Here is a 12,475-nt window from a genome sequence, read left to right as displayed (position 1 = left end):
TCGCGCATTGTGCCGGAACATATTCGCCGTGCGCTGCGCGAGCGGGACGGAGTCTGTCAGTATCCCGGCTGCCAGGAATCAGAGTATGTGGATGCCCATCATATCCAGCACTGGGCCGAAGGTGGAGAAACACGGCTGGATAATCTTTTGACGCTGTGCCGATTCCATCACCGGCAGTTGCACCGCGGGTGCTTTGATGTTCGTCTGAACGGCGTCTCCGCGGAGATCTTAGCGCCAGAAGATTTTTAGGGGCAGTGGATTCCTTGGGGAAAGAGCCCCCTTGAAAGTAGTAAGGTTTTTCTCGTTCCCGGGGCCGGAATCGATGGTCCGGCATTCCGGCGGGTACGATCACAGTGATTGGGTTGACTTGCCCGACCCCGTGACATCGGCTACGTCAACTTCTGAACGTCACGTGCGCCTCTTTCGCAATGGGCGCAACCAGGCACTGCGCATCCCTCGCGAGTTCGAGTTCGAGGGCGATGAAGCAATCATCCACAAGGAGGGGGACCGACTGATCGTGGAACCGATCCGTAAAAGCAGGCTGCTGGCACTGCTGGGATCCCTTGATCCCTTGACTGACCCCTTCCCGGAATTTGATGAACTCGCGGAACGCGTTGACATTATCCTCTCGGCACTGGAAATCCACCCAGCCGTAGACGCCAGGCATCGCGGCGACCGGGCGCGTGGTGTTGAGAAGCCGGCACCAGACCTCAACGCAGGCGCATCAGCCCCTGCTGGACCACCGACGCCACCAGCACCCCATCAGGGTTGTAGAACTTGCCCCGTGCCAGTCCGCGCCCGCCACTGACCCGCTCCGCTTCGACAGTGTGCAACAGCCACTCGTCGGCACGGACCGGGTTGTGGAACCAGAGCGCGTGATCAAGACTGGCGATCTGGCAATCGTCCAACAGGAAACTGCGCCCGGTTGCTGCCAGGCACACGTCGATCAGCAGGATATCCGACATGTAGGCCAGCAGGCTGGCGTGCACGGCCTGCGCCTCTGGCACCGGCCCGGTGGTTTTGACCCAGGCTTCCAGGTGTGGGGGCAGCGGCTGAGGATTGCGCCAGTCAACCGGGCTCACCAGGCGGACATCCAGCTCCAGACCGGTAGTCACCATGAAGCTCTCGTCCATGGCACCCGTCGCCAATGCCCGTTCACGCTCGGTGGGTAACGTTTCCGGCGCCGGTACGGGTGGCAGCGGTTGCTGGAATTCATCGCCCCGGCCCGGGCGCTGGAAAGATACGGACGACACCAGAATCGGCTTGCCCCGCTGCAGGGCCACAACCCGGCGCGAACTGAGACTGCCGCCGTCCAGGGCCCTGTCTACCTCCAGCAGGATATCCTCACCCGGGTCACCGGGACGCAGGAAATAGGCGTGCTGGGAATGCACGGCCCGCTCCGGGTCGACAGTCTCGGCCGCGGCCCGCAGCGCCTGGGCCATCACCTGGCCCCCGTACACCCGAGGGGTCCCGGGATGCATGTTGTGGGCGACGAAGACGTCCTGGCCGGCAGCGCGGGGAGAGAGAATCTGCAACAACTGGTCGAGCATGAGGGGAATCATCTATGATGGCAGGCAAGCAAACATTATCCCGTTTTCCGGGCGCGGCCTCCAGTGGCCGGGCCCGCACATTGCCCGACGAGGTTTACCATGGCCAGCATTTCCACCCCCGCCGAACTGCGCCGCCGCATCCGCAGCGGGGAACACACCGGCAACACATCAGGTCTCGCCGCCGGTTTTGTGCAGTGCAATTTGGTGATCCTGCCCGAGGCATGGGCCAATGACTTCCTCCGCTTCTGCCAGGCCAATCCCAGGCCCTGCCCGCTGATCGCCATCTCCGCGGCACCGGGCGACCCGGCGCTACCACTATTGGGGGATATAGACATTCGCTCTGACGTGCCAAGCTATCGGGTTTTCAGGGATGGCAAGCTGCAGGAAGAGCGCAACGACATCACCGGCCTGTGGCAGGATGACTTGGTCACCTTCGCCCTGGGCTGCTCGTTCTCTTTCGAAGAGGCCCTGCTGGCCGATGGGCTGGAGGTGCGCAATGTGACCGAGGGCGTCAATGTGCCGATGTATCGCACGGATATCGACTGCCAGCCGGCCGGACCCTTTGCCGGCAAGATGGTGGTCAGCATGCGCCCCTTCAGGGCAGCGGATGCAATCCGCGCGATCCAGATATGCACCCGCTTCCCCTCGGTTCACGGCGCCCCGATCCACCTGGGCGACCCCGCGCAGATCGGCATCCGCGATCTGGAACGGCCGGACTACGGCGACCGGGTCAGCATCAAGCCCGGGGAAATGCCCGTGTTCTGGGCCTGCGGTGTGACCCCGCAGGTAGCACTGGAGCAAGCGCGCCCGCCGTTGGCGATTACCCACAGCCCGGGCTGCATGCTGGTGACCGACCTGCGCAACAGCCAACTGGCTATACTCTGAACACAAGCGTTCCAGGCACAGGATTCAAGATGCTACTCAATTGCGATCTCGGTGAAAGCTATGGCAGCTGGAAGATGGGGATGGATGCCGAGGTCATGCCCCACATCGACCAGGCCAACATAGCCTGCGGTTTCCACGCTGGCGATCCGGTCACCATCGACAAGACTTTGTCGCTGGCGGCCCGGCACGGCGTCAGCGTCGGTGCGCACCCCGCCTATCCGGATCTGGTCGGCTTCGGCCGCCGCTCCATGCAGCTGGATGATCAGGAGCTGGGTAGCAGTCTGCGCTACCAGATCGCCGCCCTGGACGGCATGGCGCAGTGCCACGGCCTGCAGCTCGCCTACGTCAAACCCCACGGCGCGCTCTACAACGACATGATGGCCAACGGCCCGCTGCGACAGGTGGTGATGGCGGCGGTGGCCGCCTGGCACCGCCCGCTGGCACTGATGCTGCAAGCGACACCGCAGGCAGAGGAGCACCGGCGCGAGGCGCAGGCAGCCGGCCTGCCGCTGCTGTTCGAGGCCTTCGCCGACCGCTGCTATGACGACGACGGGCGCCTGCTGTCACGCAAGCGACCCCACGCAGTGCACGATCGCGAGCGCATGCTGGCGCAGGTGGACGAGCTGTGCCGGGAGGGCACGATCACCACCATCAGTGGCCAGCGCCTGCAGCTACAGGTCGACACCGTGTGCGTACATGGCGACAACCTGGAGGGTGTGCGCGCGATAGAAGCAGTGCGTGCGCTCATCAAAGAGGCCTGAATCGCGCATGCAGCTGAGCTACGCCGGTGACAATGCGGTAATCCTCTATCTGGGTGAACGCACCGGGGCGGACGTAGCCGCCCGGGTCCAGGCTGCCGCGAACGCGGCTCGCAGGGTGCTGGGGGCCGACCTGATAGACCTGGTGCCCTCCTACGCATCGCTGCTGGTCATCTACGATCCCCTGCGTACCGATCACATGCACGTTATTCACCGCCTGCACGGTATCCGCGAGGAAGTTGACACCGCCAACGTCAGCGAAGCGGGCCGGGAAATCGTGCTGCCGGTATATTACAGCGCGGAATCCGGCGCCGACCTGGAGCGGCTTGCCCAGCAGTGTGAACTGTCAGTCGAGGAGGTGATCGCCCTGCACAGCGAAACTGAGTACCGGGTCTACGCCATTGGTTTCGCTCCGGGCTTCGCCTATCTCGGCGAGGTGGACCCGCGTATCGCCGCACCGCGGCTGGCAACGCCCAGGTCCAAAGTGCCGCGGGGCGCGGTGGCCATCGCCGATCGCCAGACCGCGGTGTACCCGGCCGTGTCGCCGGGCGGCTGGAACCTGATCGGCAACTGCCCGCAACGCATGTTCGACCCGGATGCGGAGCCCAGCATGCCGGTTGCAGTCGGCGACCGGGTGCGCTTTGAGCCGATCAGCCGGGCGCGCTTCCTGGAACTCGGCGGGGAACTGGCGTGAGCCTGGTTGTGCGCCAGCCGGGGCTGCTGAGCCTGCTCCAGGACCCGGGCCGCTTTGGCCAGCACGGCATCGGCCTCACCACCGGCGGCCCGCTGGACCGCGAGGCCTTCGACCTGTGCCAGCGCCTGCTGGGCAACGATTCCGCCTGTACTGCGATCGAGGCGAGCTTTGGCGGGCTGGAACTGGACGCCCACACCGATACCTTCATCTGCGTTACCGGGGCGACCATGCCCCTGGCGATCAACGGCCAGGAGCGGGACTTGTGGACGGTACACAAGGTCCAGGCTGGCGACCACATCACCCTCGGCTACGGCATGGACGGCTGTCGCAGCTATCTCGGTGTGGCGGGCGGTTTCAGCATTGCGCCGCAGTTTGGCAGCACCGCCACTGTGGTGCGGGAACAGCTGGGTGGCCTGCGCGGCGACAAGCTCGCACCGGGCGATGTCCTGCCCTGCCCCCGGGTGTCCGAACACCGGCGCCTGCAACTGCCCCGGGACCTGCGTCCCCATTACCAGCGACAGTTGACGGTCAGAGTCATACCCGGCTATCAGCAACATCACTTTGACCGGCTGCAGCAGCGGCGCTTCTTCAGCAGCGCATGGACCGTGTCACAGCGCTGTGACCGCATGGGCTATCGCCTGGAGGGACCCGCGATCCGCTGCGACATCGAGGGCATCCTGTCGGAGGGCATCTGTTTTGGCGCCATCCAGATTCCCGCCGACGGCCAGCCCATCGTGCTGCTCAATGACCGCCAGACCATTGGCGGCTATCCCAAGATCGGCGCCGCCCTGTCCCTGGATGCGGGTCGCATGGCACAGCTGCAGCCGGGCGGCACGGTGCACTTCGCGGCCATCAGCCCCCACGGCGCGCACAATGCACTGCATCTCAATCACTGGCGTATACAGCACATGCCCTTGCAGGAATTGCCCCGGGAGCGAGACCGGTGAATGACCAGACCCTGAGTGAAACCATCGAGGCTCTGCTGGTCGCGCGCAACCCGCGCCACATGCAGACCGCTCGCGCCGCACTGCAACCGGGTTATTACCTGCGCGCTGCGGAGCTGCTGCGGGATATCCGGGGCACGGTGCTGATTGGTACCGGCTTCCCGGTGGGAAACACTTTCGAAACCGACGGCCCGGTGGGCGCCATCGCGCTGTACCAGAGTCTCGAGGCCCTGGGCGCTGAGCCGGTCATGGCCTGCGCCAGTCCGCTGGCCGAGAGCCTGGCCGCGGACTACCGCGTCCTGCCGCTTGCCCTGGCTCCCACCGGTGGCGGCGAGCCGGACGCCAGCGCCTGGCTTGCCGCGAACAGACCGGCCGCCGTAATCTCCATCGAGCGCCCGGGCGTGACTGCGGACGGGCACTACTACAACATGCGCGGCGAGGACATCAGCCCGCGCTGCGGCGTCTTTGACCCGTTTCTGACCCACGCAGACTGCCCCACCATAGCCATCGGTGACGGCGGCAACGAGATTGGCATGGGCAAGATCGCCGACGCGATCAGGGCGCTGGATATCCGGGTGGCAGTCACCGGTTGCGGGGAACTGCTGGTGGCGGACGTATCCAATTGGGGTGCCTATGGCCTGCTCGCGTTCCTCGGCCGGTGGTCACAGCGCGACCTGCTCGGCGAATTTTCGCCGCTGGCAGCGCTGCGCTACCTATCCGAGCGCGGCAGTGTCGACGGAGTCACCCGGGAAAACACGCTCACCGAGGACGGCATGGCGCCCAGCGAAGGCGAAGCCGTGATCCGGGAAATCCGGCGCCTGACCGGCTTTGCGCCCGACTGAACACGAATCAACACAGGATTTGAACATGAGCATTGTGTACCTGAACGGCGACTACCTGCCGATGAGCGAGGCCCGGATCTCGCCGATGGACCGTGGCTTCCTGTTTGGCGACGGCATCTATGAGGTAGTGCCCTCCTACGCTGGCAAGCTGGTGGGCTTCGGCCCGCACATGCAGCGGATGCAGCAGGGCCTGGATGCGATCGAGATCAAGCTGCGCGTGGACGAGGCCCAGTGGCGCGGCGTCGCCGAGGAACTGATGACGCGCAATGGCAAGGGCAACCTCGGTATCTATTTCCATGTCAGCCGCGGCGCGGATACCCGGCGCAACCACGCCTATCCCGAGAATATTGCGCCCACCCTCTACGGTTTCGCCTTCGAAATCCCGCCGGCGCCGGTCGCAGACAAGGCGGCAGCAAGCTGCTACCGGGTGTCAACCGCCGAAGACCTGCGCTGGCGCCGCTGCAATATCAAGTCCACCGCCCTGCTCGGCAACGTCATGCACTACCAGCACGGCCACAGTCGCGGCCACGGCGAGACCATTCTCTACAACGAGGCCGGTGAACTGACCGAAGCGGCAGCCTGCAATGTATTTGTGGTCAAGGATGGCGCGGTCGCCACGCCTGAACTGGACAACCAGAAGCTGCCGGGCATTACCCGCCTCATGCTGCTGGATATCCTGCGCCGGCACAGCGACATTCCGGTGCAGGAGCGGGTCGTGACCATGGCCGAGGTCCACGCTGCCGACGAAATCTGGCTGACCAGTTCCAGCAAGGAAGTGGCTCCGGTCATCGAGATCGATGGCCAACCGGTAGGTGATGGCGGTGTCGGCGATGTCTGGCTCGCCGCCGAAACCCTGTTTGCACAGCATCGCTACGACTACTGATGACCCGCCCCAGCCAGGCTCGCCTGGACTTAAGCGCCTTGCACCACAACGTCGCCCTGGCGCGGGAACTGGCACCGCAGGCGCGCCTGATGGGAGTGGTCAAGGCCAATGCCTACGGCCACGGCGCAGTGACCATGGCACGGGAACTCGAACCCCGGGTGGATGCGCTGGCGGTCGCCTGTAGCGAGGAAGCCCTGGAGCTGCGCGAAGCCGGTATCCACTGCCCAATCCTGCTGCTGCAGGGAGTATTCGAGGCCAGCGAGCTGCCCATTGCCGCCGAGGCAGGGTTCTGGATCACCATTGATAACGACCTCCAGCTCCGCTGGCTGGAACAGGCGACCTTGCCCAAGCCCATTGGCTGCTGGCTGAAGATCGACACCGGCATGCATCGCCTGGGCGCGCTGCCAACGCAAACCACCAGCTTCTACCAGCGCCTGCTCGCCTGTGGCAAGGTAGCTGACCTGCCGGTGCTGTCCACCCACTTCGCCTCTGCCGACGAATTGCACAACCCCCAGACCTGGCAGCAGATCGAGTTGTTCGAGGCTGCCACCGCCGGTCTGGAAGGGCCCCGCAGTGCCGCCAATTCCCCCGCCACCCTCGCCTGGCCCCGCGCCCACTACGACTGGATCCGGCCGGGCTTCATGCTCTGGGGCAACTCTCCGTTCGCAGAACCCCAGCTCCAGGCCGACCGCTTGCGGCCGGTAATGACCCTGACCTCAGCTGTGATCTCCGTGCGCGAGATCGCAGCCGGCGAATGCGTGGGCTACGGCGGCAGCTGGCAGGCACAGCGCCCGTCGCGGGTTGCGACGGTAACCATAGGCTACGGCGACGGCTACCCGCGCACAGCCAGCAACGGCACCCCGGTTCTGGTCAACGGCAGGCGGGCGGCACTGGCGGGAAGGGTCTCGATGGACATGATTACCGTCGACGTGACCGACCTGCCACCGGTCGCGGTCGGCGACCCGGTAGTCCTCTGGGGTGAGGGCTTGTCCGTCGGCGAAGTTGCCCGCCACTCCGGCACTATCGGCTACGAATTGCTGACCCGTATGCCCATGCGAACACCACGGGTAATCACTGCGGATTAAAGGGCGCTGTACCTTCCGCTGGCTACAGAGCAGACAGGAGCTGTGCTTTTGCGGTATACTGCGCGTCCGTTCAGCCGCAAGAGCACTCAGCATGTCCGCCGCCAAGCCACAACGCGCCCCCGCCAAGAAGAAGCAGCCCGCAGCCGTTGAAACCTCCACCTCAATTGAGGAACAGACCAGGAATTTCCTGCAATCGGGCGGCAAGATCGAGAACATCAAGTCCGGCATCAGCGGGCAGCAGGGCGGCTACGCGGCACGTCCATCGGGCGCCGCGCGCAAATAGAAACTCCACCAGCTGCATCCGGCGGGCCGTTGTTTGCGTAAATCCGTTATCAGTCTCGCCAAGAGGCCACGGCCATGGATAACGCAATCAATGACTCCGCACCGGTTACCGCCAGCGCCAGCGGAATAAGCACCGGCCTCGTTGCGCTCGCCCACCTTGTTATCGTCCTCGTGCTGCTGGGTCTGTTCTCAGCGGCAGATAGCTGGTACGCGCTTTCCAACCGGCCGCTGGTTGCTGCTCTCAGCGTAGCCAGTGGCCTGATCGCCGGTGCGATAGTCACCACCCTCGTCCATGAGTGGTTCCACTTCGCTGGCGCGTTCGCGGTGCGCGGACACTGCAACCACGTCAAGCGCGTCAACCTGTTCGCCTTTGAGTGGAATTTCAAGCGCAACAGCCGGGGACAGTTCCTCACCATGAGCTACGCTGGCACCCTCGGCTCGGTTGTCGCCATCGCTGTGTTCCTGGCTACCATTCCCATCGACGCGCCAGGCCCGGTAGCCCTTCTGGCGGCGGCCTTCGGCAGCCTGGCATTCGCCGGCGCCATCGAATGGCCCGTGCTGGCGCGGGTGCATGCCGGCGGCGACCCGCTCACCGAGCTGTCCAGAATCACGCCCAAAGTGCTGCTGCTCAGCGCGGCCACCAGCCTGCTGACCGTGCTTGTCGCCGCCTGGCTGCTGGCCTGAGAAGGGGCCGCGGCAGGCCAATCTCCGTGCGTCCGGGCAGGCTATCGTTTATCATCGTCGGTCGACGGCAACCGCGAGACCGCATTCATTTTGGAACCCCAAACACACGAACCCCTCCCCGACGGCAGCCTGCTGGCGGCGGTTGACCTTGGCAGCAATTCCTTTCACCTGATCGTGGCCCGCGTAGAGCACGGGGAGATGCGCCCGGTGGAAGTGCTGGCGGAAAAGGTCCAGCTCGGGGCGGGCCTGGTCGACAACCGGCTGTCGCCGGAAGCGATTGAGCGCGGCCTCGACTGCCTGGCACGCTTCGCCCAGATGCTGGGCAGTGTCGAAGCGGAGCGCATCCGCGTCGTCGGCACCAATGCGCTGCGCGTGGCCGACAATCGCCGCGAATTCACCAGGCCGGCGCAGCAGATTCTCGGGGCCCCAGTGGACGTGGTCTACGGCCGCGAGGAAGCTCGCCTGGTGTACCTGGGCGTAGCCCACTCCCTGGCGGATGACGCACAGTCGCGGCTGGTGATCGACATAGGCGGCGGTAGCACCGAGCTGATTATCGGCCAGCGCTTTGAACCCCAGCACCTGGAAAGCCTGCAAATGGGCTGCGTCTCCTACTCCGACACCTGCTTCCCCGGCGGCAAGCTCAGCAAGGACAACTACCGGCACGCCTACAACCGGGCCCGACTGGAAGTTTCCCATATCCGCTACCACTTCCACTCTGGCCACTGGGCCGAGTGCGTAGGCTCCTCCGGCACCCTGCAGGCGATAGAGGCCGTGCTGGCCAGCCAGGGCTGGAGCGACGGCGGCGGCATCAACCGCAAGGGCCTGGAGAAGCTGGAGAAGCGGCTGCTGCGTTTCAAGCGTTTCGACAATATTGCCCTCGCGGGGCTCAGCAGCCAGCGGCGCAACGTTATCGCCGCCGGCGTGGCGATTGCCAGCGCCATGTTTGACGAGTTGGGTATCAAGCAGATGCGCACCTCTCGCGGCGCCCTGCGCGAGGGCGTCATCTACGACCTGATGGGGCGTTTCAGCCACGAGGATGTGCGCGAACGCACGATCAACGCCCTGATGCAGCGCTATGGAGTCGATACCGCAATGGCGGAGCTGATGGCGCGCCGCGCCCGCACCCTGTTCAACGCCACCCGCAGCGGCTGGAAGCTGCGCGGGACAGACGGCGATCTGCTGCAGCGTACCGCCCTGGCCCACGAAATCGGCATGGCCATCTCCCACAAGCACTACCAGCGCCACAGCGCCTACCTGTTGCTCAATACCGACCTGCCGGGTTTCTCCCAGGAGGAACAGGAACAGATGGCGCTGCTGGCCGCCACCCAGCGCGGCAAACTGGACGGCCCCGCCTGGGCCGCCGTCGCCGACAGCGAGCGCCCGCGCCTGCTGCGCCTGATTACCCTGATCCGGCTGGCACTGATTTTCAAGTACGTGGAACAGCTGGAGGCGCTGCCGGATTTCGCCGTAGCCCCCGACGCTGACGGCCTGCGGCTGGAGTTTCCCGCAGGCTGGCTGGCGCAACATCCCCTGACCGCCCAGGAACTGCAGCTGGAACAGGCGGTACTGGCGAAGCAGGGACTGGCGCTGGCAATCTGTTAGCGACGGCTGCGTCATCACTTCCGCCGCAGCACAACTCCACTAGCGTTGCAGAGAAGTATCCACCCAAGCGGCGTCTTTCGGCCGGTCATGCCCGCACTGCCAACAGATTTCGAAGGAGGGGTCATTGTGCTCCCCGCAGTTCGCGCAGCGCCAGGATGGGGCATTCCTCGCGCTTAGCGAGCTATCGAGCAGTCGGATGGCCCGTTCGTAGTCACTGTCCCTGGCGACCCACAACTCCGGCCACACCTCGAATGGCGAAAGCTCGCCGACGCCCCCCGCGGCGAACTCGTTTTTCATCGTTAGCTCAATTCCCGCGGCCTCGAGGATGTTCCTGACATTGGCGACGATGAGCCGGTTTTCGTTCGTGTAGATCAATCGCATTGATCAGTTCCCGACACTGGCGTTGCAGCGTCCCGCTTTACAATGCAGCCGAATATCCTCAAGAAACTCCAGCAGAATCGAGTTCACCTCCGCAGACGCCTCCAACTGCACCATATGCCCGGCCCCGGGGATCATGCGTACCTGACGCAGCTCCGGGAAAATCCCCCGCATCTGTCCGATCGGGTCCTCGCCGTGAAACCCCTCCAGGTCCACATCGTGCTCGCTACCGAGAAAATAGGCCGGTACCGCACTCTGTACTCCCTCGAAAGGTTTGCGCTGGGCCCACTTGAGGTCGAATGACCGATACCAGTTAAGGCCGCCGCTAAAGCCGCTGCGACTGTACTCGGAGACAAAGAATTCCAGTTCCAGCTCCGACAGCCAGGGCCAGGGCAGCGGTGGCGGCTCCTCCATGGCGTCAATATAGGACGTCCCGGGTGGATGACGAAACATGTCGAAGTAATTGCAGGCACCGCTCAGGGTATGGAACACCTTGTGCAGGAAACGTCTCGGCGCGGCGGCCAGTTCCAGATCCGCCCGCGGCGGCTCGCGGAAATACTCGATGTGCAGGAAGTGCTGCTCGCCCATGCGCCGGTATTCGGCGAGCGGAGCTTCGTTGGGGTTGTGCGGCGCCGCCGGGTTTTCCAGGCCGATCAGCGCAATCACCCGCTGTGGACGGCGCAGCGCCAGGTCGTAGATGGCAAAAGCGCCGAAATCGAGCCCGGCAAAGACCGCCCGCTGCTCGCCAATATGGTCCAGCAGGCCCAGCAGGTCGGCGGTTATGTGGTCGATATCATAGGCCTCCACTGCTTCCGGCGCCTCGGTCTGGCCCATGCCGCGCATATCCGGCGCAATCACCCGGTAGCCGGCCGCTGCCAACGCACTGATCTGCCGGTGCCAGCTGAACCAGAGGTGGGGAAAGCCGTGGCACAGCACCACCGGCATGCCCTGCCCCTGCTCCACATAGTGCATGCGGATGCCGTTGATCGTGGCGTAGTGGTGAGTCCAGTTCATTGCCGTCATGGCGTTGCTCCAGGAAACCGGATTGCAGTGACATCGGCGAGAAAAAAAGGAAAATAGGCGTCGGTTCCGAACATGTTGCCCGCCTCGACCCGGAACGGCAGGCGATAGCCGCCGACCTCGCGGAAATCCGACATGGAGGCGCCGAAGGGCTGCAATCGATGTACCTTGTCAGGGTTGGCGTTGCTCCAGCGCTGGAACGATGCAACGACGGGCCTGCCGTCGCTATCGACGGTCACGTCCACCGCCTGGCTCAGATCGCCGTGGCGGACAGTCACCCGCGCGGTGTCGTCGTCCACTGCCGCCCAGGTGACCCCCGGCCCGGGCAAGAGGGCCGCGGGGGTCCAGACCACGGCCTCGGCAACGTAGCGGCCGAACGCCGACCGCGTGTGATCCGGGGTGCCACCAGGCCGCGCGACCGGAATCAACCCGAAGATACGAAACCGTGTCCACAATCCGGAGTCCGACCCCGAGAGCGGCATCCAGCCGCGGGTGCGCATGGACCAAACGAAGCCATCGGGAGCGGCGAGGATCTGGCGCGCCACCATCGGCTGATAGGCCGGGTTGTCCTTGTTCCCGAGACTGAACTGGCCGGTCATCGCAATTTCGACGACTCGCAGCAGCGGCGTTCCCGGCTCGATCATGAAGCTGAAGTAGCGCCGTGCAGGTTCGGGCAGGTCCGCGACCAACTCGCCGGAGAAACGTTGCGGAGCCTCGGGCTGGAGCGCGGCGAGACGCTGCCATTCCGCCCTGTCCGCGCGCAGGTCCCACCAAAGAAGGGCACCCAGAACGAGGACGGCAAACAGAAACAGGAGAGCGAGGGCGATGATAAATCTCATGATCTCGATACCGGATGCCTTACCTCATT

At 64.7% G+C, this 12,475-nt stretch carries 16 protein-coding genes; 11 read left to right on the top strand and 5 right to left on the bottom strand.

Going from position 1 to position 12,475, the window contains the following annotated elements; genetic code table 11:
- On the top strand, nucleotides 1–249 hold a 249-nt coding region (locus tag Q6D67_RS16085), incomplete at its 5' end, for an HNH endonuclease signature motif containing protein (protein ID WP_304706687.1).
- Nucleotides 250–394: 145 nt separating this feature from the next.
- On the opposite strand, the gene Q6D67_RS16080 is transcribed toward Q6D67_RS16085, so the two are convergent.
- Both Q6D67_RS16080 and Q6D67_RS16075 read right to left on the bottom strand, forming a co-directional pair.
- Complete coding sequence (locus Q6D67_RS16080; protein WP_304706686.1) at nucleotides 395–667, bottom strand: hypothetical protein; 273 nt, start codon at nucleotides 665–667, stop codon at nucleotides 395–397.
- 43 nt (nucleotides 668–710) lie between these two features.
- Complete coding sequence (locus Q6D67_RS16075; protein WP_304706685.1) at nucleotides 711–1,562, bottom strand: acyl-CoA thioesterase II; 852 nt, start codon at nucleotides 1,560–1,562, stop codon at nucleotides 711–713.
- A gap of 87 nt (nucleotides 1,563–1,649) precedes the next feature.
- Between Q6D67_RS16075 and Q6D67_RS16070 the strand changes: the two genes are divergently transcribed.
- From Q6D67_RS16070 to Q6D67_RS16025, 10 genes are all read left to right on the top strand, one after another.
- Nucleotides 1,650–2,435, top strand: coding sequence for a putative hydro-lyase (locus tag Q6D67_RS16070; RefSeq protein ID WP_304706684.1), 786 nt, complete (start codon nucleotides 1,650–1,652; stop codon nucleotides 2,433–2,435).
- A gap of 29 nt (nucleotides 2,436–2,464) precedes the next feature.
- Nucleotides 2,465–3,196, top strand: a complete 732-nt coding sequence (locus tag Q6D67_RS16065; RefSeq protein WP_304706683.1) for a 5-oxoprolinase subunit PxpA — start codon at nucleotides 2,465–2,467, stop codon at nucleotides 3,194–3,196.
- A 7-nt stretch (nucleotides 3,197–3,203) separates the two neighbouring features.
- Nucleotides 3,204–3,887, top strand: coding sequence for a 5-oxoprolinase subunit PxpB (gene pxpB, locus Q6D67_RS16060; RefSeq protein ID WP_304706682.1), 684 nt, complete (start codon nucleotides 3,204–3,206; stop codon nucleotides 3,885–3,887).
- Entirely contained in the window at nucleotides 3,884–4,834 is a 951-nt protein-coding gene (locus tag Q6D67_RS16055; protein WP_304706681.1) for a biotin-dependent carboxyltransferase family protein, read from the top strand. The genes pxpB and Q6D67_RS16055 overlap by 4 nt, the downstream gene beginning before the upstream one ends.
- A complete protein-coding gene (locus Q6D67_RS16050) occupies nucleotides 4,831–5,673 on the top strand; it encodes a glutamate cyclase domain-containing protein (RefSeq protein ID WP_304706680.1) in 843 nt (280 codons plus the stop codon). The genes Q6D67_RS16055 and Q6D67_RS16050 overlap by 4 nt, the downstream gene beginning before the upstream one ends.
- Before the next feature lie 25 nt (nucleotides 5,674–5,698).
- On the top strand, nucleotides 5,699–6,556 hold the full coding sequence (locus Q6D67_RS16045; protein WP_304706679.1) for an aminotransferase class IV: 858 nt from the start codon (nucleotides 5,699–5,701) through the stop codon (nucleotides 6,554–6,556).
- A complete protein-coding gene (alr, locus tag Q6D67_RS16040; protein ID WP_304706678.1) occupies nucleotides 6,556–7,641 on the top strand; it encodes an alanine racemase in 1,086 nt (361 codons plus the stop codon). Before Q6D67_RS16045 ends, alr begins: the two co-directional genes overlap by 1 nt.
- 91 nt (nucleotides 7,642–7,732) lie before the next feature.
- Nucleotides 7,733–7,924 carry a hypothetical protein gene (locus Q6D67_RS16035; RefSeq protein ID WP_304706677.1) on the top strand — a complete coding sequence of 64 codons (192 nt, stop codon included), beginning with the start codon at nucleotides 7,733–7,735 and terminating at the stop codon, nucleotides 7,922–7,924.
- A gap of 74 nt (nucleotides 7,925–7,998) precedes the next feature.
- The gene (locus Q6D67_RS16030) at nucleotides 7,999–8,607 is read left to right on the top strand and encodes a hypothetical protein (RefSeq protein WP_304706675.1); all 609 of its coding nucleotides are present in this window, start codon (nucleotides 7,999–8,001) and stop codon (nucleotides 8,605–8,607) included.
- A 90-nt stretch (nucleotides 8,608–8,697) separates the two neighbouring features.
- Nucleotides 8,698–10,209, top strand: a complete 1,512-nt coding sequence (locus Q6D67_RS16025) for a Ppx/GppA phosphatase family protein (protein ID WP_304706674.1) — start codon at nucleotides 8,698–8,700, stop codon at nucleotides 10,207–10,209.
- Nucleotides 10,210–10,248: 39 nt separating this feature from the next.
- Here Q6D67_RS16025 and Q6D67_RS16020 read toward each other — a convergent pair whose 3' ends face one another.
- The 3 genes from Q6D67_RS16020 to Q6D67_RS16010 are packed head-to-tail and all read right to left on the bottom strand — an operon-like array spanning nucleotide 10,249 to nucleotide 12,446.
- Nucleotides 10,249–10,590: a DUF2007 domain-containing protein gene (locus Q6D67_RS16020; protein ID WP_304706673.1), complete on the bottom strand. Its 342-nt coding sequence runs from the start codon at nucleotides 10,588–10,590 to the stop codon at nucleotides 10,249–10,251.
- A 3-nt stretch (nucleotides 10,591–10,593) separates the two neighbouring features.
- Nucleotides 10,594–11,610 carry an alpha/beta fold hydrolase gene (locus tag Q6D67_RS16015; protein ID WP_304706672.1) on the bottom strand — a complete coding sequence of 339 codons (1,017 nt, stop codon included), beginning with the start codon at nucleotides 11,608–11,610 and terminating at the stop codon, nucleotides 10,594–10,596.
- Nucleotides 11,607–12,446: a DUF6544 family protein gene (locus Q6D67_RS16010; protein ID WP_304706671.1), complete on the bottom strand. Its 840-nt coding sequence runs from the start codon at nucleotides 12,444–12,446 to the stop codon at nucleotides 11,607–11,609. Before Q6D67_RS16010 ends, Q6D67_RS16015 begins: the two co-directional genes overlap by 4 nt.
- Nucleotides 12,447–12,475 lie beyond the last annotated feature (29 nt).

The sequence above is a fragment of the Haliea sp. E1-2-M8 genome (assembly GCF_030649675.1).
In the GTDB taxonomy this organism is placed as follows: Bacteria; Pseudomonadota; Gammaproteobacteria; order Pseudomonadales; family Halieaceae; genus Haliea.
Note: the sequence above shows the minus strand (reverse complement) of the source record. Positions and strands in the feature narration are given on the sequence as shown.